This window comes from Methylobacterium sp. C33D, assembly GCF_053345825.1.
Genome location: NZ_JBKFAV010000008.1, coordinates 56,765 through 80,976, shown reverse-complemented (window position 1 = coordinate 80,976; position 24,212 = coordinate 56,765). Strand labels below are relative to the sequence as shown.

General features: G+C 72.6%; 27 protein-coding genes. 7 read left to right on the top strand and 20 right to left on the bottom strand.

Annotated features, from left to right (window positions below):
• The first annotated feature begins 133 nt into the window (after nt 1-133).
• The 3 genes from ACLBXO_RS08155 (at nt 134) to panE (ending at nt 3,688) form a co-directional block, all read left to right on the top strand.
• Nucleotides 134-1,024: a DUF3313 domain-containing protein gene (locus ACLBXO_RS08155; RefSeq protein ID WP_447685067.1), complete on the top strand. Its 891-nt coding sequence runs from the start codon at nt 134-136 to the stop codon at nt 1,022-1,024.
• 218 nt (nt 1,025-1,242) lie between these two features.
• A complete protein-coding gene (gene guaB / locus ACLBXO_RS08150; protein ID WP_331313313.1) occupies nt 1,243-2,736 on the top strand; it encodes an IMP dehydrogenase in 1,494 nt (497 codons plus the stop codon).
• A 7-nt stretch (nt 2,737-2,743) separates the two neighbouring features.
• Complete coding sequence (gene panE, locus ACLBXO_RS08145) at nt 2,744-3,688, top strand: 2-dehydropantoate 2-reductase (protein ID WP_447685066.1); 945 nt, start codon at nt 2,744-2,746, stop codon at nt 3,686-3,688.
• A gap of 21 nt (nt 3,689-3,709) precedes the next feature.
• On the opposite strand, the gene ACLBXO_RS08140 is transcribed toward panE, so the two are convergent.
• Complete coding sequence (locus tag ACLBXO_RS08140) at nt 3,710-3,883, bottom strand: hypothetical protein (protein WP_165923052.1); 174 nt, start codon at nt 3,881-3,883, stop codon at nt 3,710-3,712.
• A gap of 235 nt (nt 3,884-4,118) precedes the next feature.
• Here ACLBXO_RS08140 and ACLBXO_RS08135 point away from each other — a divergent pair, with 235 nt between their 5' ends.
• Nucleotides 4,119-5,420 (top strand): RsmB/NOP family class I SAM-dependent RNA methyltransferase, encoded by a 1,302-nt coding sequence (locus tag ACLBXO_RS08135; RefSeq protein ID WP_447685132.1) that lies wholly within the window; start codon nt 4,119-4,121, stop codon nt 5,418-5,420.
• A 115-nt stretch (nt 5,421-5,535) separates the two neighbouring features.
• A complete protein-coding gene (locus ACLBXO_RS08130) occupies nt 5,536-6,549 on the top strand; it encodes an alpha/beta hydrolase (protein ID WP_447685065.1) in 1,014 nt (337 codons plus the stop codon).
• A 4-nt stretch (nt 6,550-6,553) separates the two neighbouring features.
• Here ACLBXO_RS08130 and ACLBXO_RS08125 read toward each other — a convergent pair whose 3' ends face one another.
• The 4 genes from ACLBXO_RS08125 to ACLBXO_RS08110 all read right to left on the bottom strand — a co-directional run bounded on the left by ACLBXO_RS08125 (nt 6,554) and on the right by ACLBXO_RS08110 (nt 10,198).
• Nucleotides 6,554-7,792 (bottom strand): peptide ABC transporter permease, encoded by a 1,239-nt coding sequence (locus ACLBXO_RS08125; protein ID WP_331313310.1) that lies wholly within the window; start codon nt 7,790-7,792, stop codon nt 6,554-6,556.
• A gap of 106 nt (nt 7,793-7,898) precedes the next feature.
• Entirely contained in the window at nt 7,899-8,423 is a 525-nt protein-coding gene (locus tag ACLBXO_RS08120; RefSeq protein WP_331313309.1) for a DUF2937 family protein, read from the bottom strand.
• A gap of 90 nt (nt 8,424-8,513) precedes the next feature.
• Nucleotides 8,514-9,527 carry a WD40 repeat domain-containing protein gene (locus ACLBXO_RS08115; RefSeq protein WP_331313308.1) on the bottom strand — a complete coding sequence of 338 codons (1,014 nt, stop codon included), beginning with the start codon at nt 9,525-9,527 and terminating at the stop codon, nt 8,514-8,516.
• On the bottom strand, nt 9,524-10,198 hold the full coding sequence (locus tag ACLBXO_RS08110; protein WP_331313307.1) for a YoaK family protein: 675 nt from the start codon (nt 10,196-10,198) through the stop codon (nt 9,524-9,526). Before ACLBXO_RS08110 ends, ACLBXO_RS08115 begins: the two co-directional genes overlap by 4 nt.
• 207 nt (nt 10,199-10,405) lie before the next feature.
• Between ACLBXO_RS08110 and ACLBXO_RS08105 the strand changes: the two genes are divergently transcribed.
• Together ACLBXO_RS08105 and ACLBXO_RS08100 are read left to right on the top strand one after the other, a co-directional pair.
• The gene (locus ACLBXO_RS08105; RefSeq protein WP_331313306.1) at nt 10,406-10,837 is read left to right on the top strand and encodes a response regulator; all 432 of its coding nucleotides are present in this window, start codon (nt 10,406-10,408) and stop codon (nt 10,835-10,837) included.
• 24 nt (nt 10,838-10,861) lie between these two features.
• Complete coding sequence (locus tag ACLBXO_RS08100) at nt 10,862-11,227, top strand: photosystem reaction center subunit H (protein ID WP_447685064.1); 366 nt, start codon at nt 10,862-10,864, stop codon at nt 11,225-11,227.
• A 26-nt stretch (nt 11,228-11,253) separates the two neighbouring features.
• Here ACLBXO_RS08100 and ACLBXO_RS08095 read toward each other — a convergent pair whose 3' ends face one another.
• From ACLBXO_RS08095 to ACLBXO_RS08025, 15 genes are all read right to left on the bottom strand, one after another.
• Nucleotides 11,254-11,883 carry a DUF2939 domain-containing protein gene (locus tag ACLBXO_RS08095; protein ID WP_331313304.1) on the bottom strand — a complete coding sequence of 210 codons (630 nt, stop codon included), beginning with the start codon at nt 11,881-11,883 and terminating at the stop codon, nt 11,254-11,256.
• Nucleotides 11,884-11,907: 24 nt separating this feature from the next.
• On the bottom strand, nt 11,908-12,462 hold the full coding sequence (locus ACLBXO_RS08090; RefSeq protein ID WP_331313303.1) for an RNA pyrophosphohydrolase: 555 nt from the start codon (nt 12,460-12,462) through the stop codon (nt 11,908-11,910).
• 94 nt (nt 12,463-12,556) lie between these two features.
• Nucleotides 12,557-13,792 carry a divergent polysaccharide deacetylase family protein gene (locus tag ACLBXO_RS08085; RefSeq protein WP_447685063.1) on the bottom strand — a complete coding sequence of 412 codons (1,236 nt, stop codon included), beginning with the start codon at nt 13,790-13,792 and terminating at the stop codon, nt 12,557-12,559.
• A 173-nt stretch (nt 13,793-13,965) separates the two neighbouring features.
• On the bottom strand, nt 13,966-15,306 hold the full coding sequence (locus ACLBXO_RS08080; RefSeq protein ID WP_331313301.1) for a S41 family peptidase: 1,341 nt from the start codon (nt 15,304-15,306) through the stop codon (nt 13,966-13,968).
• The gene (locus tag ACLBXO_RS08075) at nt 15,306-16,667 is read right to left on the bottom strand and encodes a murein hydrolase activator EnvC family protein (RefSeq protein ID WP_447685062.1); all 1,362 of its coding nucleotides are present in this window, start codon (nt 16,665-16,667) and stop codon (nt 15,306-15,308) included. Before ACLBXO_RS08075 ends, ACLBXO_RS08080 begins: the two co-directional genes overlap by 1 nt.
• A gap of 12 nt (nt 16,668-16,679) precedes the next feature.
• Nucleotides 16,680-17,174, bottom strand: coding sequence for a 23S rRNA (pseudouridine(1915)-N(3))-methyltransferase RlmH (rlmH, locus tag ACLBXO_RS08070; protein WP_331313299.1), 495 nt, complete (start codon nt 17,172-17,174; stop codon nt 16,680-16,682).
• A gap of 16 nt (nt 17,175-17,190) precedes the next feature.
• Complete coding sequence (gene rsfS, locus ACLBXO_RS08065) at nt 17,191-17,523, bottom strand: ribosome silencing factor (protein WP_331313396.1); 333 nt, start codon at nt 17,521-17,523, stop codon at nt 17,191-17,193.
• A 129-nt stretch (nt 17,524-17,652) separates the two neighbouring features.
• The gene (locus ACLBXO_RS08060) at nt 17,653-18,312 is read right to left on the bottom strand and encodes a nicotinate-nucleotide adenylyltransferase (protein WP_447685061.1); all 660 of its coding nucleotides are present in this window, start codon (nt 18,310-18,312) and stop codon (nt 17,653-17,655) included.
• 19 nt (nt 18,313-18,331) lie between these two features.
• Entirely contained in the window at nt 18,332-19,630 is a 1,299-nt protein-coding gene (locus tag ACLBXO_RS08055; protein WP_447685060.1) for a glutamate-5-semialdehyde dehydrogenase, read from the bottom strand.
• Nucleotides 19,631-19,789: 159 nt separating this feature from the next.
• The gene (gene proB, locus ACLBXO_RS08050) at nt 19,790-20,905 is read right to left on the bottom strand and encodes a glutamate 5-kinase (protein WP_447685059.1); all 1,116 of its coding nucleotides are present in this window, start codon (nt 20,903-20,905) and stop codon (nt 19,790-19,792) included.
• A gap of 70 nt (nt 20,906-20,975) precedes the next feature.
• A complete protein-coding gene (gene obgE / locus ACLBXO_RS08045) occupies nt 20,976-22,004 on the bottom strand; it encodes a GTPase ObgE (protein ID WP_331292249.1) in 1,029 nt (342 codons plus the stop codon).
• A gap of 88 nt (nt 22,005-22,092) precedes the next feature.
• Nucleotides 22,093-22,689: a GNAT family N-acetyltransferase gene (locus ACLBXO_RS08040; protein WP_447685058.1), complete on the bottom strand. Its 597-nt coding sequence runs from the start codon at nt 22,687-22,689 to the stop codon at nt 22,093-22,095.
• 186 nt (nt 22,690-22,875) lie between these two features.
• Nucleotides 22,876-23,142: a 50S ribosomal protein L27 gene (rpmA, locus tag ACLBXO_RS08035; protein ID WP_331313293.1), complete on the bottom strand. Its 267-nt coding sequence runs from the start codon at nt 23,140-23,142 to the stop codon at nt 22,876-22,878.
• Between the two features lie 86 nt (nt 23,143-23,228).
• Entirely contained in the window at nt 23,229-23,543 is a 315-nt protein-coding gene (gene rplU, locus ACLBXO_RS08030) for a 50S ribosomal protein L21 (RefSeq protein WP_331313292.1), read from the bottom strand.
• A 189-nt stretch (nt 23,544-23,732) separates the two neighbouring features.
• Nucleotides 23,733-24,116 carry a hypothetical protein gene (locus tag ACLBXO_RS08025; protein WP_331313291.1) on the bottom strand — a complete coding sequence of 128 codons (384 nt, stop codon included), beginning with the start codon at nt 24,114-24,116 and terminating at the stop codon, nt 23,733-23,735.
• Nucleotides 24,117-24,212 lie beyond the last annotated feature (96 nt).

Here is a 24,212-nt window from a genome sequence, read left to right as displayed (position 1 = left end):
TGTATCCATCGTGCAACAGAGGTTGAGCCGCGGCGCGGAGCCACCTTTTTTGCGGGTGCTCCAATGGCTAAGTTTCAATCACGCGTCCGTGAGGCCGCTCCAGCCGGCCCGGGGCCGGCGCGCGAGGATTTCGATGCAGCCCAGCCCCAGCAAGGTCCGCTCCGTGGCGCGGATCACCGCCGGCGTCGCCCTTCTCTCGATGGTCGCCGCCTGCGGCACCGTCCTCCTCAACGATCGCGGCTCGCTGACGCGCTACGACCGGCTGAAGTCCAGCGATCAGGTCGCGTCGGCCTCGCGGATCTACGTCGACCGGCCGGCCCTGGCGAAGGCCCGGACCGTGCGCATCATCCCGACGGCGTTCCACGCCGACGTGTCCGGCGCCGCCCCGCTGACCGCGGCCGAGCGGCGCCTCATCGCCAACGCGGCCGACCGGGCGCTGTGCTACGACCTGTCGCTGAAGTACGACGTCGTCACGAGCCGCGACGCCGACCTCACCGTCCGGGCGCAGGTCACCCGCGTCGAGCCGACGGACCTGCTCGGTGCCGGCGCGACCATCGCGGGCTCGGCGGGCGTGACGGTCGCGTCGCAGCTCGGTCTGAGCTTCGCGGAGGGTGTCGGGCGCGTGCCGATCCCGCGCGTGCCGATCGGGCTCGGGAGCCTGACGGTCGAGGCCGAGGCTCTGGACCGCCGCCGCGAGCAGCGGGCCGCCATGGTCTGGGGCGGGGCGGCCAACTCGTTCACGAGCCAGCCGCGCTTCTCCCGCGCCAGCGATGCCTACGACCTCGCCGGCGAGTTCGGCCAGGATTTCGGCTACATGCTGGCGACCGGCGACGACCCGTTCACGGCGCCGAACACGATCCCGACCTGGGACCGGATCCGCATCACCACCCTCGGCGAGGCCCCCCTCGACCCCGATTGCGAGGCCTTCGGCCGCGCTCCGGGCATCGACGGCATGCTCGGCGACTATATCGGCCTGCCGCCCGAATACACCGACAAGGGTCCGGCCACGCCGGCGATGCGCTGAGGCGCTCCCGCCGTCTCCGCGGCTGACCGCGGACGTCCGTTCACGCCACTGCCGCGCCCCTCGAGCGGGCGTGGATAAGCCTCGAGCCATGCGCGTTTTCGCGCTGCGACGCATCAACCGCGCATTGGCGCCTTCGCGGAGCCCGTGATACTGGCACTTGCCAACCCGATCCCGCAGCGCGACCTCCGCACGCGCCGCCGTCCGAGGAAAGTTGGCACATGGCCCGAGTAGAATCCGCATCGATCATCGAGGGGCTGACCTTCGACGACGTGCTCCTGCGGCCCGCCGCCTCCTCGGTGATGCCGACCGAGGTCAGCGTCGCCTCGCGGCTGACGCGCACGATCCCGCTCAACCTGCCGATCCTCGCCTCGGCGATGGACACGGTCACCGAGGCGCCGATGGCCATCGCGATGGCGGCCAATGGCGGCATGGGCGTGATCCACCGCAACCTCGAGCCGCCGGAGCAGGCCGAGCAGGTCCGACTCGTCAAGAAGTACGAGTCCGGCATGGTGATGAACCCCATCACGATCCATCCCGACGAGACCCTCGCCGACGCCTTCGAGGTGATGAAGCTCAACCGGATCTCGGGCATCCCGGTGGTCGAGCGCGGCCCCAACGGCTCGCGCGGCAAGCTCGTCGGCATCCTGACCAACCGCGACGTCCGCTTCGCGACGAACTCCAACCAGCCCGTCGCCGAGCTGATGACCCGCGACCGCCTGATCACGGTCCGCGAGGGCGTGACCCAGGACGAGGCCAAGCGGCTGCTCCACCAGTTCCGGATCGAGAAGCTGCTGGTCGTCGACGACCATTACCGCTGCATCGGCCTGATCACCGTCAAGGACATCGAGAAGCGCGTCGCCTACCCGAACGCCGTCAAGGACGAGCAGGGCCGCCTGCGCGTGGCCGCCGCCACGACGACCGGCGACAGCGGCTTCGAGCGGGCCGAGCGCCTGATCGACGCCGGCTGCGACGTGATCGTGGTCGACACCGCCCACGGCCACTCGATCAAGGTGCTCGACGCCGTCGCCCGGGTGAAGCAGCTCTCGAACGCCGTGCAGGTCATCGCCGGCAACGTCGCGACGCGGGACGGCGCCAAGGCGCTGATCGATGCCGGCGCCGACGCCATCAAGGTCGGCATCGGCCCGGGCTCGATCTGCACCACCCGCATCGTGGCGGGCGTGGGCGTGCCGCAGCTCACCGCGCTGATGGAGGCCGTCGAGGCGGCCGGCGAGGCCGACATCCCGGTCATCGCCGACGGCGGCATCAAGTATTCCGGCGACCTCGCGAAGGCGATCGCGGCCGGCGCCTCCGTGGCGATGCTGGGCTCGCTGCTCGCCGGCACCGACGAGGCTCCGGGCGAGGTGTTCCTCTACCAGGGCCGTTCCTACAAGTCGTACCGCGGCATGGGCTCGGTGGGCGCCATGGCCCGCGGCTCGGCCGACCGCTACTTCCAGGCCGAGGTGAGCGACACCCACAAGCTCGTGCCGGAGGGCATCGAGGGGCAGGTCCCCTACAAGGGCCCGGTCGGCAACGTCCTGCACCAGCTCGCCGGCGGCCTGCGCGCCGCCATGGGCTACGTCGGCGGCGCCACGATCCCCGAGTTCCAGGAGCGGGCGCAGTTCATCCGCATCACCAATGCCGGCCTGCGCGAGAGCCACGTCCACGACGTGACGATCACCCGCGAGAGCCCGAACTACCCGTCGCGGACCTGAAGGACCCATGCGCACGCTGATCGTCGGGGCCGGCGCGACCGGCGGCTATTACGGGGCGCGCCTCGCCGAGGCGGGCGCCGACGTGACCTTCCTGGTCCGGCCGGCCCGGGCCGCGAAGCTGGCGGCGGACGGCCTGAACGTCCGCTCGCCGCTCGGCGACCTGCACCTGCCCGGCCCGCCCACCGTAACGGCCGATAGGCTGGCCGGGGCCGGGCGGTTCGACCTCATCCTGCTGTCGTGCAAGGCCTACGACCTCGACAGCGCCGTCGCGGACCTCGCGCCGGCCGTGGGGCCCGACAGCGCGATCCTGCCCGTGCTCAACGGCATGTCGCATCTCGACGTGCTCGACGCCCGGTTCGGCGCCGAGCGCGTGCTCGGCGGCTCCTGCGCGATCGCCGCGACGCTCGCGCCGGACGGCGCGATCCGCCACATGAGCGAGCTGTGCAGCATCACCTACGGCGAGCGGGACGGGTCGCGCTCGCCGCGGATCGAGGCCGTCGACGCGCTGATGCGCGGCCTCAAGTTCCAGCCGCGCCTGAGCGACGTGATCCTGCAGGAGATGTGGGAGAAGTGGGTGTTCCTGGCGACTCTCGCCGGGGCGACGACCCTGATGCGCGCGGCGGTCGGCGACATCGTGGCGGCGCCCGAGGGCACCGCGCTGATCGCGGCGCTGCACGCGGAGTGCACGGCCGTCGCCGCGGCGAGCGGCTTCGAACCGCGCGGCGTGGTGGCCGAGCGGGCGCGGGCGCAGCTGACAGCGGCCGGGTCCACGTTCACGGCCTCGATGCTGCGCGATATCGAGAACAAGGGCCGGATCGAGGCGGACCACGTGATCGGCGACCTGATCGCCCGCGGCCGGCGGCTGGCGCCGGAGGCGCCGTTCCCGCTCCTGACCGCGGTCTATACCGGCCTCAAGGCCTACGAGGCGCGGCGGGCGCGGGAGGCGGCCTGAGCCGCGCCCCGCGCGGTCGTCTCAGTAGCGGCCGGGCGGCGGCGGGGGCGGGTTACCGTATTCCAGCTGCGTCTTGGCATCGACCCGCGGGCGCGGCACCGGAGTCAGCTCCGGCTGGGCGGCGGGCGCGCTCGCGCAGGCGGCCAGCGAGGCGGTGACCAGGGCCGCGAGGGCGACGCGAACGGTGGACGTCATGGGCTGGGTTACTCCCGGGATGCGCCCGGCGACGGACGGTCTGGTCCGGGGCGGGCGGATGCCATACGACACGCGGCGGCCCGCACGGCGGACCGCCCGCAGCACGGTCTGCGCCGCGAAGGTGCAGGAAGCTCGGCCGTAACGTGGCGGCATCGTGGGCCAAGCGTGGCCGTTTCACGTCGTCGTCCACGACGGCGTTGAGGTGATCTCTGACGCATTCCGAAGGATCCGACCCCTGACCCCCGCTGCTCGCTGCTCCGCCGCCATCGAAGTCCTGACCGATATCGCCGAGCGCCGTCGGCCGGCCGCCGACGCCCTGAAGGACTGGGGTCTCGCCCACCGCTTCGCCGGTTCGGGCGACCGCGCGGGCATCGCCGGCCTCGTCTACGACGCCCTGCGGCGTCGGGCCTCGGCGGCCTGGATCATGGGCGCCGACACGCCGCGCGCCGTCCTGATCGGGACGCTGCGCCTCCAGCAGGGCCTCGCGGCCGCCTCGATCGCGGCCCTGTTCACCGGCGAGCGCTTCGCGCCGGCTCCCCTGAGCGACGACGAGCGCGCGCGCCTCGACGGGGGGACGCTGCAGGACGCGCCGCCCGAGGTAGCGGGCGACGCGCCGGCCTTCGTGCTCCCGGACCTCGCGGCCACGCTCGGCGACGACCTCGTTCCGGAGCTGAAGGCACTGGCGCGGCGCGCGCCCCTCGATATCCGGGTGAACGCCCTGCGCGGCGACCGCGACGCGATCCTGCCGGCGCTCGCGGCCTTCGACGCTGCGCCGACACCGCACGCGCCGGCCGGCCTGCGCGTCCCGATCGGTGCCGACGGACGCGGTCCGGCGCTCCACGTCGAGGCCGAGTTCCTGGACGGCTGGTACGAGATCCAGGACGAGGGCTCGCAGCTGGCCGCGCTCCTTGCCGCGCCCCGGGCCGGCGAGACCATCGTCGACCTCTGCGCCGGCGGCGGCGGCAAGACGCTGGCACTCGCGGCCGAGACCGGCAACGGCGCCCGCCTGATCGCCACCGACGGCGATCCGCGCCGCCTCGCGCCGATCCACGAGCGCCTGCGCCGGTCCGGCGCCCAGGCCGAGGTGCGGACCCCGCGCAGCGGCAAGGCGCGGGCCGACGTGCTCGAGGACCTCGACGGTAAGGTCGACCGGGTCGTGGTCGACGCGCCCTGCACCGGGTCCGGCACGTGGCGCCGGAATCCCGACGCCAAGTGGCGGCTGCGGCCCGGGAGCCTGGCGCTTCGGACCGCCGAGCAGGCCCAGGTCCTCGATCGGGCGGCGCGGCTCGTCAGGCCCGGCGGCCGGATCGTCTACATCACCTGCTCGCTGCTCGCGGCGGAGAACGACGCCGCCGTCTCCGGCCTCCTGTCGGGCTGGCGCGGCCGCTTCGACGGGGTCGCCGCGGACGAGGTGCTGGCAACAGGGCCGGACTCGCTCCGGACAGCCGTGCGGAAGACGACCCACGGGATCCAGATGAGCCCGCTGCGGACTGGCACCGACGGCTTCTACGTCGCGGTGATCGCGCGTAAGGGCTGAAGCGCGCCGCCGCGACGGAACCGGCGTCGCCTCCTCGGGCGTTCCTCCCGCGCTCCCGCGGGAGCCGGGCTCGCCTCGGGGCAGTTCCGCGCGCGGCCTGATCCGGGAGATGTCCTTGCGCCTCGACCGCCGTGTCCTGCTCGCCGGTCTCGGAAGCGTCCTCGGGCTGCCCAGCGCCCGGGCGGAGGGCTCCGCGAAGACGGCACCGCAGCCCGCCCTACACGAGTCGGTCCGGGCGCTGCCGCGCTCGCTGCCCGGCGCGGACCTGCAGGTGATCGAGCTCTGGCCCGGCGCGCCGCCGGGCGGCGGTGACGGGCCGAACGCGGACGGCTACCGCTACGTCGAGGGGACGTTCGGCGACATCACCCGGGTCGCGCGGCCCTGTCTGCTGGTCATGCGGCCCGCCAACCCCAACGGCGCCGCGATGATCGTCGCGGCCGGCGGCGGCTACGAGTTCATCGCCATCGGCAACGAGGGCGTCCCGGTGGGCCGCGTCCTGAACGCCGCCGGCATCACGGTCTTCCTCCTCGTCTACCGCCTGCCCGCGGAGGCCTGGGGCTCGGGGCCGGACGCGCCGCGGCAGGATGCGCAGCGCGCCCTCCGGCTGGTCCGGGCGCGCGGCGCGGAGTTCGGCATCGACCCCGCCCGGGTCGGGGTGCTCGGCTTCTCGGCGGGCGGCCACCTGATGGGCGAGACCGCGGTCGGGAGCGCCCGGGACCTCTACGCGGGCGTCGACACCGCCGACGCCCAGCCCATCCGGCCCGTGCTGGCCGGTCTGATCTACCCGGTCATCACCATGCGCAAGCCGTTCGACCGGACCGCGACACGCCGCATCCTGGTCGGCGACGAGGTCACCCCCGACGAGATGAAGACCTACTCGGTGGATTTGCAGGTCGGGCCGGAGACGCCGCCGACCTTCCTGGTCCAGGCGATCGACGATCCCGTCGCGGTGGCTGACCATCCGCTGCTGATGTTCTCGGCGCTGCGGAAGGCGCGGGTCCCGGCCGAGCTGCACCTGTTCGAGCGCGGCGGCCACGGCTTCGGCCTCGGCGCACCCGGGACGCCCGCGGCAGCCTGGCCGGGCCTGTTCCTGGCCTGGATCCGCCTGCACGGCTTCCTGCGCGCCTGATCGCTCACTCCCCCCGCGTCTGCAGACGGTGCAGCTTGGCGACCTTCGGCCGGCTGGTCCGAAACTGGCCGCGCTCCACCGCGACGAAGACCACGATCGCGATGGCGAGCGTCGTCAGCCACCAGACCGCGGTCAGACCGACGCTCAGGCAGGCCACCGTGAAGGCGGCCGCGAAGCAGCCCATCGCGCCGGGCACCAGCGCCGGGCCGTCCCGACCCGCCCGCCGGATCGACGCGTACAGGGCGAAGGCGGCGGCCAGCGCGCCGACGATGCCGAGCTCGTACCAGAACTCGAAGAGCGCCGTGGTCGGTGCGTTGGCCGGCAGGAGGCCGACCAGGCGTCCGCGCAGGGCCGTCTCGAAGCCGTGTCCGGTGATCAGCCGCACCGGGTCGGAGGTCACGACCTTCTGCCAGCTCTTCAGCGACAGCACCGCGGGTGCGACCGGGCCGAGGAGGGCGGCGCCCACCGGCCGCGCCAGGAAGGGGAGCAGCGGAGCCGCTGCCAGCAGGGCGGCCGAGAGGATGGCGGTGAGCGACACGCCGAGCCGCGGCCGGTAGCTCGTCGCCGCGAAGGCGACGGCGCCGACCGACAGGGCGGCGATCTGGGTCCCGTCCGGCTGGACCGTGAGGGCGAGGGCGACGAGCAGCGCGAGGCCCAGCGCCTCCCGGTCGCGGCGCCGGGACCGCAGCCACGCCAGGGCCGGCCAGAGGAGCAGGATGAGCAGGACGAGCCCGCGATCGAGCGCGCCGTCATCCTCGACGCCGGACGGCGCCAAGTGGGCGCCGAACAGCCCGAGCATGATCGCCACGATCGCGCCCGCCACGACGCCGAGCGGCAGGAGATAGAGGTTCGCCGAGCGCATCCGGTCGGGCAGGGCGAGGTAGCCCAGGAGGGCGAGGCCGATCGTTGCGCCGAGATTGGCGAGCCGCTCGAGCGCCGGCCCGAGGAAAGGCGTCCAGGTCAGCGACAGGGCCGACCAGAGGACGACCAGCATGCCGGCCAGGAAGGCCGGAGCGTTCAAGAGGCGGAAGGTCGCCGGGCGGACCGGGCGCTGGCGCCGGTCGATGACGCTGGCGATGATCAGCAGGATCACGGCGATCGGCGCGAGGATCACCGAGGCGCGGCGGGCCACCTGCGCGAGGACGGGGAGAACCACGAACAGGCCGAAGAAGCCGATACGCCGCAGCAGGGCGGCGGCGTCGAGCGCCGGATCGATGGTGGTGGAGTTCGACGCGCGCGGCATCTTGCGCCTTCTCCCGGACCGGGACGGCCGGATCCCTGCTCGATACGCAAGGCCCGCGCAAGCCGCTGTAGACGTGGCGCCACAGTCCGGCCCGTGCGAACCGCGCCTACACCGCGGTGGCGGTCTCCCGCGGGCGCCGGCGGACGGCCCGCCGGCCGACATCCGAGGCGACGCGCCAGCCGCCCCACGCGACGAAGAACCCGATCAGACCGGCGGCGAGGCCGTCGGCACTCGTGGGCACGGCCGGGCTGAAGTCGCGATAGGCGGCCTCGGCCACCGGCAGGTCGGGATCGCGCAGCATCGCCACCACCCGGCCCAGGGGGCTCGTCGCCGCATTCAGGGCCTGTTGCTGGGCGCTCAGGCGAGCGAGGCGCGCGATGTCGGACTGGGCGGCCTCGCCGCGGCGGGCGACCAGCTGGTCCGGGCTGGCCCGCAGCCGATCGACGGCGCCCTCGCGCGTCGTGCCGGACGCCTGCGCGTCGGATTCGAGGACCGCCACCTGTCGACGGAGCTCGTCCGCGGCGCCGCCGAGGCGCTGCGCGTATTGCTGCGCGAATTCGGGAGCCTGCGCGGCGACCACGCCTCCGAGCAGGCCGAGGGCGAGGCCGAAGGTGCGGAACACGCGAAACATGTCTGGCCTCCGGCGCAATCGACCCCCGACAAAGAGCACGCGCGGGGCCGCGGTTCCAGCCGGGGCGCCGCGACGACCGGCTCGGAGGGCTCAGGCCGGCAGCGTCAGGAGCCCGGCCTTGCCGTCGGCGCAGCCGAACAGCAGACGGCTGCCGCGCGCGTCCCAGCCGAGCGCCGTGACGCCGCTGCCCTGGACGGCCGGGCGCACCAGCAACTCGGCCGCGTCGGTGAAGCGGACGAGCAGGATGCAGCCGTCCTCGTAGCCCATGGCCAGCACGGGCGCCTTCGGGTGGAACGCCACGCGGGCGACGCGGGCGGGCCGGACACCGCATTCCCGCGGCGCCTTGCCGGTCGGACCCTCCTTGCTGTCGAAGGGCCACACGATCGCCGCCTCGGCACCGCTGGTGGCCAGCCAGTTCCCGTCGAACGACCACGACATCGATCGGACCTTGCCGGGGTAGCCCGACATCCGCATGTGGCCGCGATCCGGCTGGAGGCGCCAGCCGTGCAGGCTGTTCTCCTGCATGGTCGAGACCACGAAGCGCCCGTCCGGCGACCACGTGACGTCGATATGCGAGCCCTTCCAGGTGATCACCTCGGCGGGCGTCTCCAGGTTGGGGTACCAGAGGCTCACGCCGTTGTAGTGGGCGACGCCCAGCCGGTAGCCCTTGGGCGCGAAGACGAGGCCGCGGGCGGAGGACGGCGCCTCGAAGGTCTTCTCGCGGCCCTTGGCGTCGCGGGCCACGACGGTGCGGCCGGCCGACCACGCCACGGCGCCGTCGGGATGGGCGGCGAGCGCGTCGATCCACGCGCCGCCCTTGGCGAGGCCGACCTGCTCCATCGCGCCATCGGCGCGGATCGACACCACCCGGCCGTCGTCGCCCCCGGTGAGGAGCCGGTCGGCTCCGGCCGCCGCGACGAGGATCCCGCTGTCGGGATGCGCGGCGACACGGGCGATCCCGTCGTCCCGGACCAGCGCGACCGTACCGTCGCTCAGCGCCAGGACCGGCTCATCCTTGAGGAAATGCGCGGCGAGCACGTGCTCGCCGGGCTCGAGCGCGGCGACGTGGCTGGTGAGGGACGGGTTGCTGACGGGGCTGCTCATGTCGGGGGGACCTTCGCGGCCGGCGGCGCGGTGCGCAAGACCAGGAACGCGGTTATCGACGCCAGCCCGCCCGAGATCGCCGCGGGGGCGACGAGCGCGTACAGGCCGAACTGCTGGTAGGCGTGCGCGCCCAGATAGGCGCCGAACAGCAGCGAGATCCAGACGAGGGCGTCGCCGAGCCAGCCGAGCGGATCGCCGGTCCGGGTCAGGGCCTGCGCGATCTTCTGGCCGAGGCTGAACAGCGCGCCGGTCACGAAGGTCGTGCCGGCCCGGAATCCCTTCACCTGCGCCAGGACCGCGTTCTGGGATCCCATCGCCACGGCGACGAAGAAGGCCGCGAGGCCGAGTTCGGGCGACTGGAGACCGAGCCCCAGACTGGCGAGGACCAGCAGGGACTCGTAGGCGAGGACCGCCGGCGTGGCCCACCGCGGCGGCACCAGGATCGCCAGCCCGCTCCCGAGGACCGATCCCGTCAGGAACGCGGCGATCAGGATCGCGGGGAGGATCATGCGGTGCGGCTCGACCTGGGCGCCGAGCACCGCGAGCTGCGTAGTGTTGCCGCTCATGAAGGATGTGTAGAGCCCCCCCAGCCGGACGAAGCCGAGGGCGTCGACGTAGCCGGCCATTCCCGTGAGGAGCAGGCCGACGCCCAACTGCCAGCGGCGGTTCACGCTTCGCCCTCCTGCGCGCTCACCGGTAACGTTCCGTTAACCATTCCGGCGCCTTCGTTGAGGGGTGCCGGGCCGCGGTTAACGCGCCGCTCACCAAACCCGAGCAATTCGATGCAAACACGGTGAACGCCGCGTCGGAGGGGGCCGTTGCCCCAGCGATCCGGCTCGGGGACACCGTGCCCCCGCCGGGTGAGTGGGAGTTGCGTCATGGTTCCGTTCGCCGCCGCTTTCGTCTGCCCGACCCTGCCCGTTCCGGACCGGGGCGCCGCCACGATCCTGGTCGTCGAGGACGAGCCGACCGTGTGCGAACTGGCCGCCGAGGCGCTCCTCGACGAGGGGTACCGGGTGCTCACCGCCGCGGATGCCTGGGAGGCCGAGGCGATCCTGGCGCGGGAGAGCGTCGACCTGCTCTTCACCGATATCGATCTGGCCCGCAACACGGACGGCCTGTCGCTCGCCCGGTGCGCCCGCCGGCTCTCGCCGGATCTGCCGGTCGTCTACACCTCCGGCGGCCGGGCGTCGCTCGCGGCCTGCGAGGCCGTTCCGGGCTCGGTCTTCGTGCCGAAGCCGTACCGGCCGAGCCAACTCGTGGCGCTGACGCAGGACGTCCTGCGCACCGCGCCCCTCCACACCTTCTGAACTGGACCTCCGAGGATATCCGCCATGTGGCGCTCTCTTCCCGCAATCGGCCTCACGCTCGCCGCCGCGGTCGCTGCATCGCCGGCCCGGGCCGCCTGCGACGTGAAGGGGGCGCAGATCGAGGAGGCGATCGCCAAGAAGAGCGAGCTCCGCGAGGACGCCAACGCCCAGCTGGTGCGCGACCTCCGGACCCTGCGCGACGCCGCGATCGTCCTCGAGAGCTACAAGTTCCCGGGCGAGTGCGAGGTCCTGCTCGGGATCGTGCGCTCGCTGCTCGCCAACCCCGCGAAGACCATCGAGCAGAGCGGCGACACGGACGAGGAGAAGGCCGAGGACCTGATCGAGGCGCGCGAGCCCAAGGCCGCGGTGGGCGCCCCGAAGGCGAAGTAGCGACCCCGCGTCGGCGCCGCGCCCGGTCAGCGCTCCTCGCCCGCGCTGGCCCCGATCTTGGCACGCGCCAGCGCGCGGCTGAGCTTGGCGGCGATCTGCTCGCGCAGCGTGTCGGCCATCTCGATGTCCACGAGGCGCCAGCTCAGGCCGCGCAGCCGCAGCCGGATCCGCGTGCGCTCGGCGCGGGATCCCTCCGGCGGGATCGGGATCACGACCGCGCGGAACCCGCGCATCTCCAGGGCCGCGTAGTACGGCATGAGCCGCCCGAGGCTGCGGATGACCAGACCCTCCGGCCGGGTGCCGGCCGGCCGCTCGACGTCGAGCTTGTCGGGCCAGCCGTTGGCCAGCAGATCCATCACGGTCTCCGGCGTGACCATCGTCTCGGACAGCGCCAGGGCGAGGCCGTAGGCGGCGTCGTTGAGGCGCTGGCGGTCGCGGGGCTCCAGGTCGGAATCGGTCTCGGCGGCGACGCGCATCGCGGCGGTGATCTGCCGGACCAGCGACAGGCGCAGCGTCCGGAAGTTCACGTGGCTCTCGACGTAGGCGGCGTCGTGCCGGCGCACCGCCTGCGCGAGATCGTAGAGCGACCAGAGGGGGCTCATCGTGAAGGCGAGCCACGCCAGGGCGAGGGCGACGGGGACTGCGAGCCAGCGCACGGGCTCAGCGCCCCGTCCGCGCGGTCATGACCGCGCCGCCCATCGATCGAGGCCGGAGAATGCCGCGACGACGCGCTCGTAGACCGGCCGCTTGAACGGAACGATCAGGTCCGGAAGTTCGGACAGGTGCGCCCAGCGCCAGGCGTCGAACTCCGCCTTGTGGGCACCGCCGCCCGGTCTGAGCACGTCGATCAGATCCTCGCTCCCGACGAATCCGTAGGCGAACCATTTCTGCGTCTGGCCCCGGTAGCGACCCTTCCAGGCCTGCTTCATCACCGCGGGCGGCAGGTCGTAGGGCAGCCAGTCCGGGATCTCGGCCAGGAGCTTCACGGCCTCCGGCGGAACGTTGGTCTCCTCGTAGAGCTCGCGGCGCGCGGCGGCCTCGGCGCCCTCGCCGGGATCGATGCCGCCCTGCGGCATCTGCCACATGTGCGGACCGTCGACGTGTTCAGGACCCGCCTCCTTGCTGCGGCGCCCGACGAACACACCGCCGGAAGGTGCGATGAGGGCGATGCCCACGCAGGGCCGATAGGGCAGGGCGGTGCCCGGGTCCGAATCCGTTACCATCGCGGCGACCATAGGTCAGGGGTGGGCGAGGCGGCAACGTCGACCAAGTCTTCACCGGCCCGGACGGTGCCGGATCTACTTGCGCTGACTTCGAACACGGACACGCTCAATCGGCCGTGGAGACACGCTTGTCGCGGGCGCCCCGCAGCGCCACGCTCGCCGGCACCAGGCGCAGCCCGCGCGAATCGATCTCCTTCGCCCAGCGGGCGATCCGATCGACGCTCAGCGGTGTCCCGGTCGCCGAGACCAGGGCGAAGCCGTTGGCACGGGCCCGGGCCTCGGCCTGGGCGAGCGCGGCGTCGATCGCGTCGGCGCGCGGCGTGGCGTCGAGGACGATCTCCGCGCGGGCGACCGGCGTCTTGCCCTTGTTGGCCGGCGGCGCCGCAGGTTTCGGGGCCGTGCCGTCATCGATAAACCCGAGACCGCGGGTACCGATCTCGCGCAGGACCGGCTCGAAGGCCGCGTCGGCCATCAGCTTCGAGCCCATGAAATTCACCAGGCCGACGTAGCCCGGGAAACGGCTCAGCGCCCAGGCCAGGCGGTCCGCGTTCTCCGGTCCCCGCAACGCGGTCAGCAGCGTCTGCGGTCCCGGGTCGCTGTCGGGATAATCGAAGGGCTCCATCGGGAGCTGCAGGAAGACCTCGTGTCCGGCGTCGCGCGCCCGGGCGGCCGCGCGCTCGGTCTCCCCGCCGTAGGGCAGGAAGGCGAGGCTCACGGCGGCGGGCAGGCGCGCGGTGGCGCCGGCGGTGGCGGCCTGGCCGACGCCGAGACCGGTCACCACGATCGCGATGCGCGGCCCGGAGCCGGCCTCCTCGGACCGGGCGTAGACGTCGAGGGCACGGATGCGGCCCTCGCCCAGCTTCGGCATGACGCCGTGTCGGCCGGATTCGCTGATCCGCGGATCCGGAGCCTGGGCGAGCCGCGGGGCGCTCGGCGGCGGCACGCGGATCACCACGGCCTCGCTCGGCCCGCTGCCGGCCGGGCGAACGACCGTGACGCCGGAGGCGGTCTCGACCTCCTCGGCGCTGCGCTGGAGCGGCGCGGTTCCGGGGTTGGTCGTCGTGACCTGGGGTTGCTGCACGGCCGGCGCCTGCGCGGCCGGCCGGGCCGCGGGTTCGTGCATCGTGATCGCCACCTGGACGCTGGGCTCGCCGCCGTGGGGATCGCCCAGAGCGAGCACCAGGCCCGCCGCCACCGCGAAGCCGGTCGCGAGCGCCGCGGCCGCGATCTTGGGCCTGCGGGCGGCCGCGATCAGCCGTCCGATCCGGCCTGCGGGCTGCTCCGGCGCCGCCTCTGGCACCCCGAGGGGGCGCGTGAGGATATCGTCGGTGGACTCGGTCAAGCGGCTCTCGATACGGGATCGCGGTTCCTGCGCCGGTCGGCGCGGTCCCAACCCACGCGTCCATTGCGGCCGGGTATGGTTAATGTTCCGCTAAGCTCGGTCCCAGAACGGGAAATCCCGCCCGGCGGGACGCCGGACGGGATCGGGTCAGAGCGGCACTCGGTCCTGCGCGATCAGTTCGGCAGGCTGGGCTTCTGCTGCTGCGGTGCGGGCGTTCCGTTGGCGGCGCCCTTCTGGATGCCGTGGAGGAAGTCGACGGCCGCGATCAGCTGCTTGTCCTTGGCCGGATCCGGCGGGACGTAGGCGGAGGACCCGCCGCGCTCGTCGGTGTCCTTCTGCTTCAGGTGGCCCTTGAGCCCCGCCTCGCCCTTGGTCTCGTCCTTGCCCTTCAGCTCGTCCGGCACGTCCTGCGTGACCTCGACGTCCGGCTCGATGCCCTTCGCCTGGATCGAGCGGCCCGACGGCGTGTAGTAGCGCGCCGTGGTGAGCCGGAGCGCGCCGGAGCCGCCGAGCGGGATGATCGACTGGACCGAGCCCTTGCCGAAGGAGCGCGTACCCATGATGGTCGCGCGCTTGTGATCCTGAAGGGCGCCGGCCACGATCTCGGAGGCCGAGGCGGAGCCGCCGTTGACGAGCACCACGATCGGCTTGCCCTTGGTCAGATCCCCGGCCTTGGCGGAGAAGCGCTGGGTCTCGTCCGGGTTGCGGCCGCGGGTGGAGACGATCTCGCCGCGATCGAGGAACGCGTCGGAGACCATCACGGCCTGATCGAGCAGGCCGCCCGGGTTGTTGCGCAGGTCGACGATGTAGCCCTTGATCTTGTCGGCACCGATCTCGCCCGTGAGCTTGTCGATCGCGGCCCGCATGCCGTCGAAGGTCTGCTCGTTGAACTGGGTCAGGCGGATGTAGGCGACGTCGCCGCCCTCGACCTTCGAGCGCACCGGCTTGATCTTGATGACGTCGCGGGTGAGCGTGACGTCGATCGGATCCTTCGATTCCTTGCGGGTGATCTTGAGCTTGACGCTCGAGTTGACGGGCCCGCGCATCTTGTCGACCGCCTGGTTCAGGGTGAGGCCCTGGACCTGATCGTCGTCGATCTGCGTGATGACGTCGTTCGCGAGCAGGCCCGCCTTCGCCGCGGGCGTGTCGTCGATCGGCGTGACGACCTTGATCAGGCCGTCCTCCATCGTGACCTCGATGCCGAGCCCGCCGAACTCGCCGCGGGTGGTGGTCTGCATGTCGCGGAACGCCTTCGCGTCCATGTAGCTCGAGTGCGGATCGAGCGACGTCAGCATGCCGTTGACGGCCGCCTCGATCATCTTCGACTCGTCCGGCTTCTCGACGTAGTCGGTGCGGACCTTCTCGAAGACGTCGCCGAACAGGCTGAGCTGGCGGTAGGTCTCGGCCGAAGCGGCGACGGCCCGCGGACCCGACAGGAAGTCGGTCTGGGTCGCCACCATGGACGTTCCGGCACCGAGGAAGGCGCCGAGCATGATCAGGGAAGTCTTGCGCATCAGCCGCGAACCTTCTCGCCAAGTACCGTATTGTTCGGGCTCTTCGCCCACCACGGCTCCGGATCGATGGAGCCGCCGTCCTTCTTGAACTCGACGTAGAGCGTCGGATCACCCTCGGACCCGCCAGGACCCGCGCCCTTGTCACCCATGTTGCCGACCGGTTCGCCCGCGAGCACGAACTGACCGACCTCGACGCTGATCTGGTCCATTCCCGCGAGCAGAAGATAGTAGCCGTCGCCCGCGTTGATGATCAAGAGTTGGCCATAGGACCGAAACGGCCCGGCGAACTGCACCCACCCGTCGGCCGGCGAGGCGACCGACGCCTTCGGGCGGGTCGTGAACGACACGCCGCGGGTCGTCCCGCCATTGCCATCGGGCTGGTTGAAGCCCCGTGCGACGCGACCGCTCACCGGCCGCGGCACTTCGCCCCGCGCGTCGGCGAAATGCACCTTGGGGGCCAGCCGCGCGGGGTCGCGGAAGCCGGCCGCGGCGAACCGCTCCTGGGTGATGCGCACCTCGCGCTCCGCGGCGGCCTTGGCCTCCTCGGCGGAGCGCTTCGCCGCCGCAACCTCCGCCTCCGTGCGGTCGAGCAGGTCCTTCAGGGTCTTGGCCTGGGCGCCGAGCTCGGTGGCGCGGCGGCGTTCGGACGTGAGGCCGCTCTCCACCTCCGCCTGCCGCGCGCGCCGGGCGGCGACCAGCGCCTGGAGGCGCTGCTGCTCCCGCGCCCAGCCGGCGAGATCGTTCGAGAGGCCTTCCTTGTCCTGCGCGATCAAACCGCGCAGCCTTATCATTTCCGCGAGATCGGCCGCGAGCGTGTCGACCTCACCGCGCAGTTCCGGCACCACCGCACCGAGCAGCATCGAGGTTCGGATCGCGGCCAGCACGTCCTCGGGACTGACCAGCACGGCCGGCGGCGGGCGGCGCCCCATGCGCTGGAGCGCCGCCAGGATCTCCGCGACGACGCCGCGCCGACCCTGCAGCGAGTGCCGGATCGCGGCCTCGCTCTCGCTCATCGCCTTCAGGCGCTCCTCCAGGCGGCTCAGGCGGTCTTCCGTCGCCTGCGCCTGCCGGTTCGCGTCGAGCAGGGCGGTGTCGAGCTTCGCGCGATCGGACCCGATCGCCGCGATCTCGGCCTCGAACTGCGCGCGCTGTCCGGCGCTGGCGGCGAGGGCGTCCTGCACGCGCTTCAGGTTCTCGGCCCGGCGCTCCCGCTCCTCGTTGGCCCGCTGGATCGCCTCGGGATCGGTGGGCTTCGGGGTCTCGGCGCGCGCCGCGGCGGTGATCGACAGCACGGCCAGCAGGGCGAGTGCCGCGCGCGCGCGCCGCGGCACGGGCTTCGGCTCGGCCTCGGGATCTGACATCCTCACGGCCGCTCAGCCCGCCTCACCGCGATGGTACGGGTGTCCGGCCAGGATCGTGAGGCTGCGATAGAGTTGTTCGAGGGCGAGCACGCGAACGAGTCCGTGGGGCAGGGTGGCGGCCCCGAACGACAGGATCAGCTCCGCCCGCGTCCGAATTGAGGCGTCCAGCCCGTCCGGCCCGCCGATCACCACGACCAGGGCCGGCCGGGCCGCGTCGCGCCAGCCGGCGACGCGCTCGGCCAAGGGCTCGCTGCCGAGATCGGCCCGACCGCGCTCGTCATAGGCGACGAGGACACCGCCCGCGGGCATATGGGTCGCGAGCGCCGCCGCCTCCTCGGCGCATCGGTCGGGGGCGCGACGGGCGCGGGATTCCGGGATCTCGGCCATGTCGCAGGACGGGAAGCCGAGGCTGCGCCCGAGCTGCGCGGCCCGGTCGCGATATCGTGACGCGAGTTCGCGCTCGGGCCCGGCCTTCAGCCGTCCGACCGCGGCCAGGACCAGGCGCACCGGACCGCCGTCCGGCCTAGCCGGCCGCGAGCCCGACGGGACGGTCGGCGCCCCACATCTTCTCGAGATTGTAGAAACCGCGGACCTCGGGGCGGAAGATGTGCACCAGCACGTCGCCGGCGTCGATCAGCACCCAGTCGCATGCCGGCATGCCCTCGACCCGGGCGTTGCCGTAGCCGCGGTTCTTCATCTCCTGGATGATCTTGTCGGCGATCGAGCCGACGTGCCGCTGCGAGCGACCCGACGTGATGATCATCGTGTCGGCGAGCGAGGTCTTGCCGGCCAGATCGATCGCGATCGTCTCCTCGGCCTTCATGTCGTCGAGGCATTCGAGGGCGAGCGCCTTCAGGTCGTCCGAGCGCGCCTGACCGGCTTCGACCGGGGCCTGGACGGGGGTGCGGATCGTCTCCGTGTGACTGGTTTCGGGCAGAGTCCTGGTTCCTCGTTCTGCCGCACGGCGCCGTCGGGCCGCGCGGGATCAGGTGAAATTGGCGTTATCGGGCCGCGATTGCAACCGCGCAGGCTCCGGCCGCGCCGTCCGCGGACCCGTGCGCGCGCGGATCTGCGTGGACGACAGGGTCGAGCGGGGCCCGTGCAGGAACAGCCAGGCCGGCGGCGGCCGCAGCGCGAGCCCCGACGCCGCCGCCTCGGGAACCCGGGTGTCGGCGAGGCGCCGCGCGGCCCGGGCACTCAGCGGCGTCATGGTAAAGCTGGGGCGGTCGATCACGGCGATCGGCACGAGGCGGGCGATCTCGGCGAATCCCTTCCAGCGATGGAAGGTCCCGAGGGAATCGGCCCCCATGATCCAGACGAAGTGAACGCCCGGGCACCGGCGCGTGAGGAACCGCAGCGTCTGGACCGTGAAGCGGACGCCGAGCGCCGCCTCGAACCCCGTGACGGCGATCCGCGGGTGCCGGGCGATCGCGCGCGCCTGGGCGCACCGCGCCTCGACGGAGGGGAGGGCGCTCCGGCTCTTGAGCGGGTTCCCCGGACTCACGAGCCACCAGACCCGGTCGAGGCCGAGCCGGCGCAGGGCCGCGAGCGTCACGTGCCGGTGGCCCAGATGGGCGGGGTTGAACGATCCGCCGTAGAGGCCGATCCGCATGCCGGGGGCGCTCGGCGGCAGGGTCAGCCGCACGCCGGGCCGTCGGTTCGCGTCACGGGCGGGTCTGTCCGCTGCCGTGGACCCGGTACTTGAACGTGGTCAGCTGCTCGACACCCACCGGGCCGCGCGCGTGCATCCGCCCGGTCGCGATGCCGATCTCGGCCCCGAAGCCGAACTCGCCGCCGTCGGCGAACTGCGTGGAGGCGTTGTGCGCGACGATCGCCGAGTCGACCTCGGCCAGGAAACGCGTCGCCTCGGCGTCGTTGTCGGTGATGATCGCGTCGGTGTGATGCGAGCCGTAGGTCTCGATGTGCTCGATGGCGGCCTCGATCCCGTCCACCACCCGCACCGCGATGATCGCGTCGAGGTACTCGGTGTGCCAGTCCTCCTCAGAGGCGGCGGTCACGCGCGGATCGACCGCGCGGGTCGCGGAATCGCCCCGGACCGCGCAGCCGGCGTCGAGCAGCGCCTGGACCAGCGGCGCGAGGTGCGTCTCCGCGCAGGCGCGGTCGACCAGCAGGGTCTCGGCGGCGCCGCAGACGCTGGTCCGGCGCATCTTGCTGTTGAGCAGTACGGTGCGGGCCATGTCGAGGTCGGCCGCCGCGGCGACGTAGACGTGGTTGATGCCGTCGAGATGGGCGAAGACCGGCACCCGCGCCTCGGCCTGGACGCGCTCCACGAGGCCGCGGCCGCCGCGCGGGACGATCACGTCGACGCAGCCGTCGAGGCCGGCGAGCATCAGCCCGACCGCGGCGCGGTCGCGGGTCGGCACCAGCTGGATCGCGTCCTCCGGCAGGCCCGCATCGGCGAGCCCCCGGCTCATGGCCTTCGCGATCGCCATGGCGCTGCGGTGGCTGTCCGACCCGGCGCGGAGGATCGCCGCGTTGCCGGCCTTGAGGCAGAGCGCGCCGGCATCCGCCGTCACGTTGGGACGCGCCTCGAAGATGACGCCGACGACGCCGAGCGGCACCGCGATGCGCTCGATCAGCAGGCCGTTCGGCCGCTCGATCGCGGCGAGCTGGCGCCCGACCGGATCGGCCAGCGACCCGACCTTCTCGACGGCGTCCGCGATGGCCGCGAGGCGCCCGGGATCGAGCGTGAGCCGGTCGACCAGCGCGGCGGTCTGGCCCGCGCTGCGGGCCGCGGCCACGTCCCGAGCGTTCTCGCTCAGGATCTCGTCGCGGCTGGCGCGGATCCGCTCGGCGATCAGCTTGAGCGCCACGTCCTTGGTGCGCGCCGAGGCCAGCGCCATGCGCCGCGCCGCCGCCCGGGCGCGGCGGCCGATCGCCGCCATCTGCTCCGGAAGGGCGTCGGCCTCGGCGAAGTCCGATCTCAGGTTCAGGACGGGCACGCTGGCGTCCTCTTGTGTCGACGGCCGCGCGCGCGGCCCGGACGGGGGAGAGCGCCGTATTTGCACATCGCGCGCCGTCCCGACAAGAGTGCCGGGCCGGGAAGCATGGCGATCATCGAGACGAAAAATTGTAAATCAACAAGCTTGAATAGGCGATTTCTAGAACAGTGCCAAGTCATCGCGGTGCACCATCCAGGCACGACCGGGATAGTTGAGCAGTTCGGGAATGCGCGCGCTCGGATGACCGATGATCAGCGCGGCCTCGGCGCTGTCGTAGGCCACCAGGCCGCGGCCGAGGATCCGGCCCTCCGGATCGCGGATCATGACGGCGTCGCCTCGGGAGAAGCTGCCCTCGATCGCCCGCACGCCCACCGGGAGCAGGCTGGCCCCGCTCCGGAGCGCCTGCTCGGCGCCCGCGTCGATCGTCAGGGTGCCGCGCGGCTCCAGCGAGCCGGCGATCCAGGTCTTCCGGGCGGCCGTGGGCGTGGAGCCCGACAGGAACCACGTGCAGCGCGCCCCGTCCCGCACGGCCCGCAGCGGATTCTTCCCGCGCCCGTCCGCGATGACCAAGTGCGTACCGCCCGAGGCCGCGATCTTGGCGGCCTCGACCTTGGTGCGCATGCCGCCCCGCGACAGCTCGGAGGCCGGGCCGCCGGCCATCGCCTCGATCTCCGGGGTGATGCGGTCGACCACGGCGAGGTGACGGGCGTCCGGATCGCTCTGGGGCGGCGCGGTGTAGAGGCCGTCGATGTCGGAGAACAGCACCAGCACGTCGGCGTCGATCATGGTGGCGACCCGGGCGGCGAGCCGGTCGTTGTCGCCGTAGCGGATCTCCGAGGTCGCCACCGTGTCGTTCTCGTTCACGACCGGGACCGCGCGCATCTCCAGGAGCTTCAGCACGGTGGCGCGGGCGTTGAGGTAGCGGCGGCGCTCCTCGGTGTCCTGCGGCGTCACGAGGATCTGGCCGGCGACGATGCCGTGATGGCCCAGGGCCTCGGCCCAGTGGCGCGCCAGGGTGATCTGCCCCACCGAGGCTGCGCCCTGGCTCTCCTCCAGGCGCAGGACGCCGGGCGGCAGGCCCAGCACCGTCCGGCCGAGGGCGATGCTGCCCGAGGACACGACCAGGACGTCCACGCCCCGCGCGTGCAGCTCCGCGATGTCCTCGGCCAGCGCGGCGAGCCAGGCGTGCCGCAGGCGGCCGGCACTGCGATCGACCAGCAGGGCCGAGCCGACCTTGATGACCACACGGCGGAATTCTTCGAGGGCGGGGATCATGATTCTTGCGAGGAGGCGCGTACGAGGCGGGTGTGAACCAAGACCCGCCCTTTGAACAGTCGGTCGAGGGTCACGGCTGCCAGGCGGCCACCGGCTTCCGTTCGGCCTCGGCGCTGGCATCGATCTCCGCCTGGAGCGCCCGCAGCGCCTCGGGCACGCCCTTGCGGCTCGCCGAGGACAGGACCAGCGGCGCGCGGCCGGCGGCGCGTTTCAGCTTGGCCACCTGGCTCTTGAGCGTGTCGGCGTCGAGGGCGTCGGCCTTCGACAGCGCCACGATCTCGGGCTTCTCCGCGAGTCCGTTGCCGTAGGCCTCGATCTCGCCGCGGACCAGCTTGTAGGTCTTGCCGGCATGCTCGCTCGTGCCGTCGACGAGGTGCAGCAGCACCCGGCAGCGCTCGACATGGGCGAGGAACTTGTCGCCGAGGCCGACGCCCTCGTGGGCGCCCTCGATCAGTCCCGGGATGTCGGCGAGCACGAACTCGCGCCCGTCCGACCGCACCACGCCGAGGCCGGGATGCAGGGTCGTGAACGGGTAGTCGGCGATCTTCGGCTTCGCCGCGGTGACGCTCGCCAGGAAGGTCGACTTGCCGGCGTTGGGGAGGCCGACGAGCCCGGCATCGGCGATCAGCTTGAGCCGCAGCCAGATCCACATCTCCTGGCCCTCCTGGCCGGGATTGGCGTGCTTCGGCGCGCGATTCGTCGAGGTCGTGAAGTAGGCGTTGCCGAAGCCGCCGTTGCCGCCCTTGGCGAGGCGGATCTTCTGGCCGACCTCGGTCAGGTCGGCGAGCAGCGTCTCGCCGTCCTCGGAGAAGATCTGCGTGCCGGCCGGGACCTTCAGGACCGTGTCGGCGCCGTTGGCGCCGTGGCAGTTCGAGCCCATGCCGTGCTCGCCCTTCCTGGCCTTGAAGTGCTGCTGGTAGCGGTAGTCGATGAGGGTGTTGAGACCCTCCACGCACTCCACCCAGACGTCGCCGCCGCGGCCGCCGTCGCCGCCGTTCGGGCCGCCGAACTCGATGAACTTCTCCCGCCGGAACGAGACGCAGCCGGGACCGCCATCACCGGAGCGGACATAGACCTTGGCTTCGTCGAGGAACTTCACGACCTGAATCCTTTGTCGGGCGCGGATTCGCGACCCGCACCATCACCCTGTCGGCGGCCGCCGGCCAGCCCGGCGCCGCGGGACCGCATCAGGCGGCCCGAGTCATCGCCGGCTCCGATGCCGGATCCTGCCAGCGCCGCCGGTCGAGACTGAAGAGATCGACCGGCAGGTCCGCGCCGCGCGCCGGGAAGGGCCGGGACGCGCTGCCGGTCGGCACGAAGCCGCAGGCTTCCAGCACGCGCCGGGACGCCGGGTTGACCGCGCGGGCCGAGGCGGCGAGTTCCGTCCCGCCGGTGTAGGCGAAGAAGGCGTGGCACAGAGCCGTCGCGGCCTCGGCCATCAGGCCGCTGCCCCAGTAGGGCTGCCCGAGCCAGTAGCCGAGTTCCGGCGGTGCGCCGGCCCGCCCCTCGATGCTGATGACTCCGATGAGGCTGCCGGGCGCCGCCCGCGGCGCGAGGGCGAGCGTGAGCGCGGCGCCCGCGGCGTTCTGCGCGCGCGCCCGCAGCAGGAACGCGTCCACCTCCGGGGCCGGGAGCGGGTGCGGCACCCGTGCCAGCATCTCGGCCACCGACGGGTCGCCGGCCAGCTTCAGGATCGCGTTCCTGTCCTTGGCGGTCGGCCAGCGCAGCCACAGCCGCCGCGTCTCGATCCGGAAAACGTCATCACGGGTCAGATCGGGGAACATCGTGCCCTCGCAGGGCGGCGCGCCCGAATCCGGGGCACCGCCTCAAGACGACGAAGGGGAGGATGGCGTCCCATCCTCCCCGGTGTTCCGTCCGACCCGGCCCGTCAGGGGCTCGGCAACGACGTCTCCGGTCCGGTGTGGGACACCGGGCGGGACGCCAGCTTCGCCACTCAGGGCGCCCGCCTCTTATTCCGCGGCCTCGGCCAGCGGGGTAACAGCTACGAAGGCGCGCCCGCGGCGCGTCTCGAAGCGGACATGGCCCGGTACCAGCGCGAAGATCGTGTGGTCCTTGCCCATGCCGACATTGGCGCCGGGATGCCATTTGGTGCCGCGCTGACGCACGATGATGTTGCCCGGAATCACGGCCTCCGAACCGAACTTCTTGACGCCGAGGCGCCGGCCTTCCGAGTCGCGACCGTTGCGGGACGAACCGCCAGCCTTCTTGTGTGCCATGGGATGAGCTCCGAATTCTGTGTGGCTTGGATGCGGTCGCGGATCGGTCCCTCAGGGGACCGTACGCGCCCAGCGTCTGGCGTGCGTCAGGCCGAGATGCCCGTGATGCGCACGACCGTGTGGTCCTGCCGGTGACCGCGGCGGCGGCGGGAGTTCTGCCGGCGGCGCTTCTTGAAGGCGATGACCTTCTTGTCGCGACCGTGGCGCACGATCTCGCCCGTGACGCTGATGCCCGACAGGGTCGGGGCGCCGACCTGGGTCGCGCCCGCGCCGTCGGCGAACAGGAGGACCTCGCCGAAGGTCACTGCCTCGCCCGCCTCGCCCGCCAGGGAGGCGATGGTGATGGTGTCGTTGGCGGCGACGCGGTACTGCTTACCGCCCGTCTTGATGACTGCGAACATCGTTCTCTCGTGTTCTCGAACGGCCTCCGGGGCGGCTGCCCCTGGACCGGCTTCTTGTTTGAAGTCATTGCGCGGGCGCTCGGCCCGGACAACGCGAAACGCGCGGACCCCAGCAGAGGCCGCGCGCCATGCGGGGTCACTACGGGTGCGGCGGCGCCGTGTCAATCCGCGCCAACCTGAAGGGCGGCGTCAGCGGATCGGCGCGCCGGTCGCCAGGATGCCCTTCGCGACGCTGCCCGCCGGGCCGAAGGCGGCCAGCGCCTGCGCGCACCAGGTGTCCCGGCCGTCGGCGGCGAGCTGCTGACGCACCTGCGTGGCGCGGGTGCGCAGCTTCTCCTCCAGCATCGCCTCCTGCCCGGCATTGACCCGGGCCGCGAGGCGGAGCGTCGTCAGCTGGCCGGCGCGGACCTGCACGCCCGGACAGGCCTGCTCGGCGATGATGGTCGTGGCCGCTGCAGACGCGTAGTTGTCGAGGGGTGAGGCCGGGGCTGCCGGGCTGGCCGGCGCCTGCGCGGCGGCCGTCCCCGCGAGGCTCAGCGTCAGGGCAAGAGTGGGGACACCGACACGCCGCACGGCTCTGATCTCCAGGGTTGGTATCGATCGGCGCGGTGACGCGCCCGCCCCGCTCGGGACGATGCCGGGCGCTGCGCGGGAGACGGGTGGTCCTGG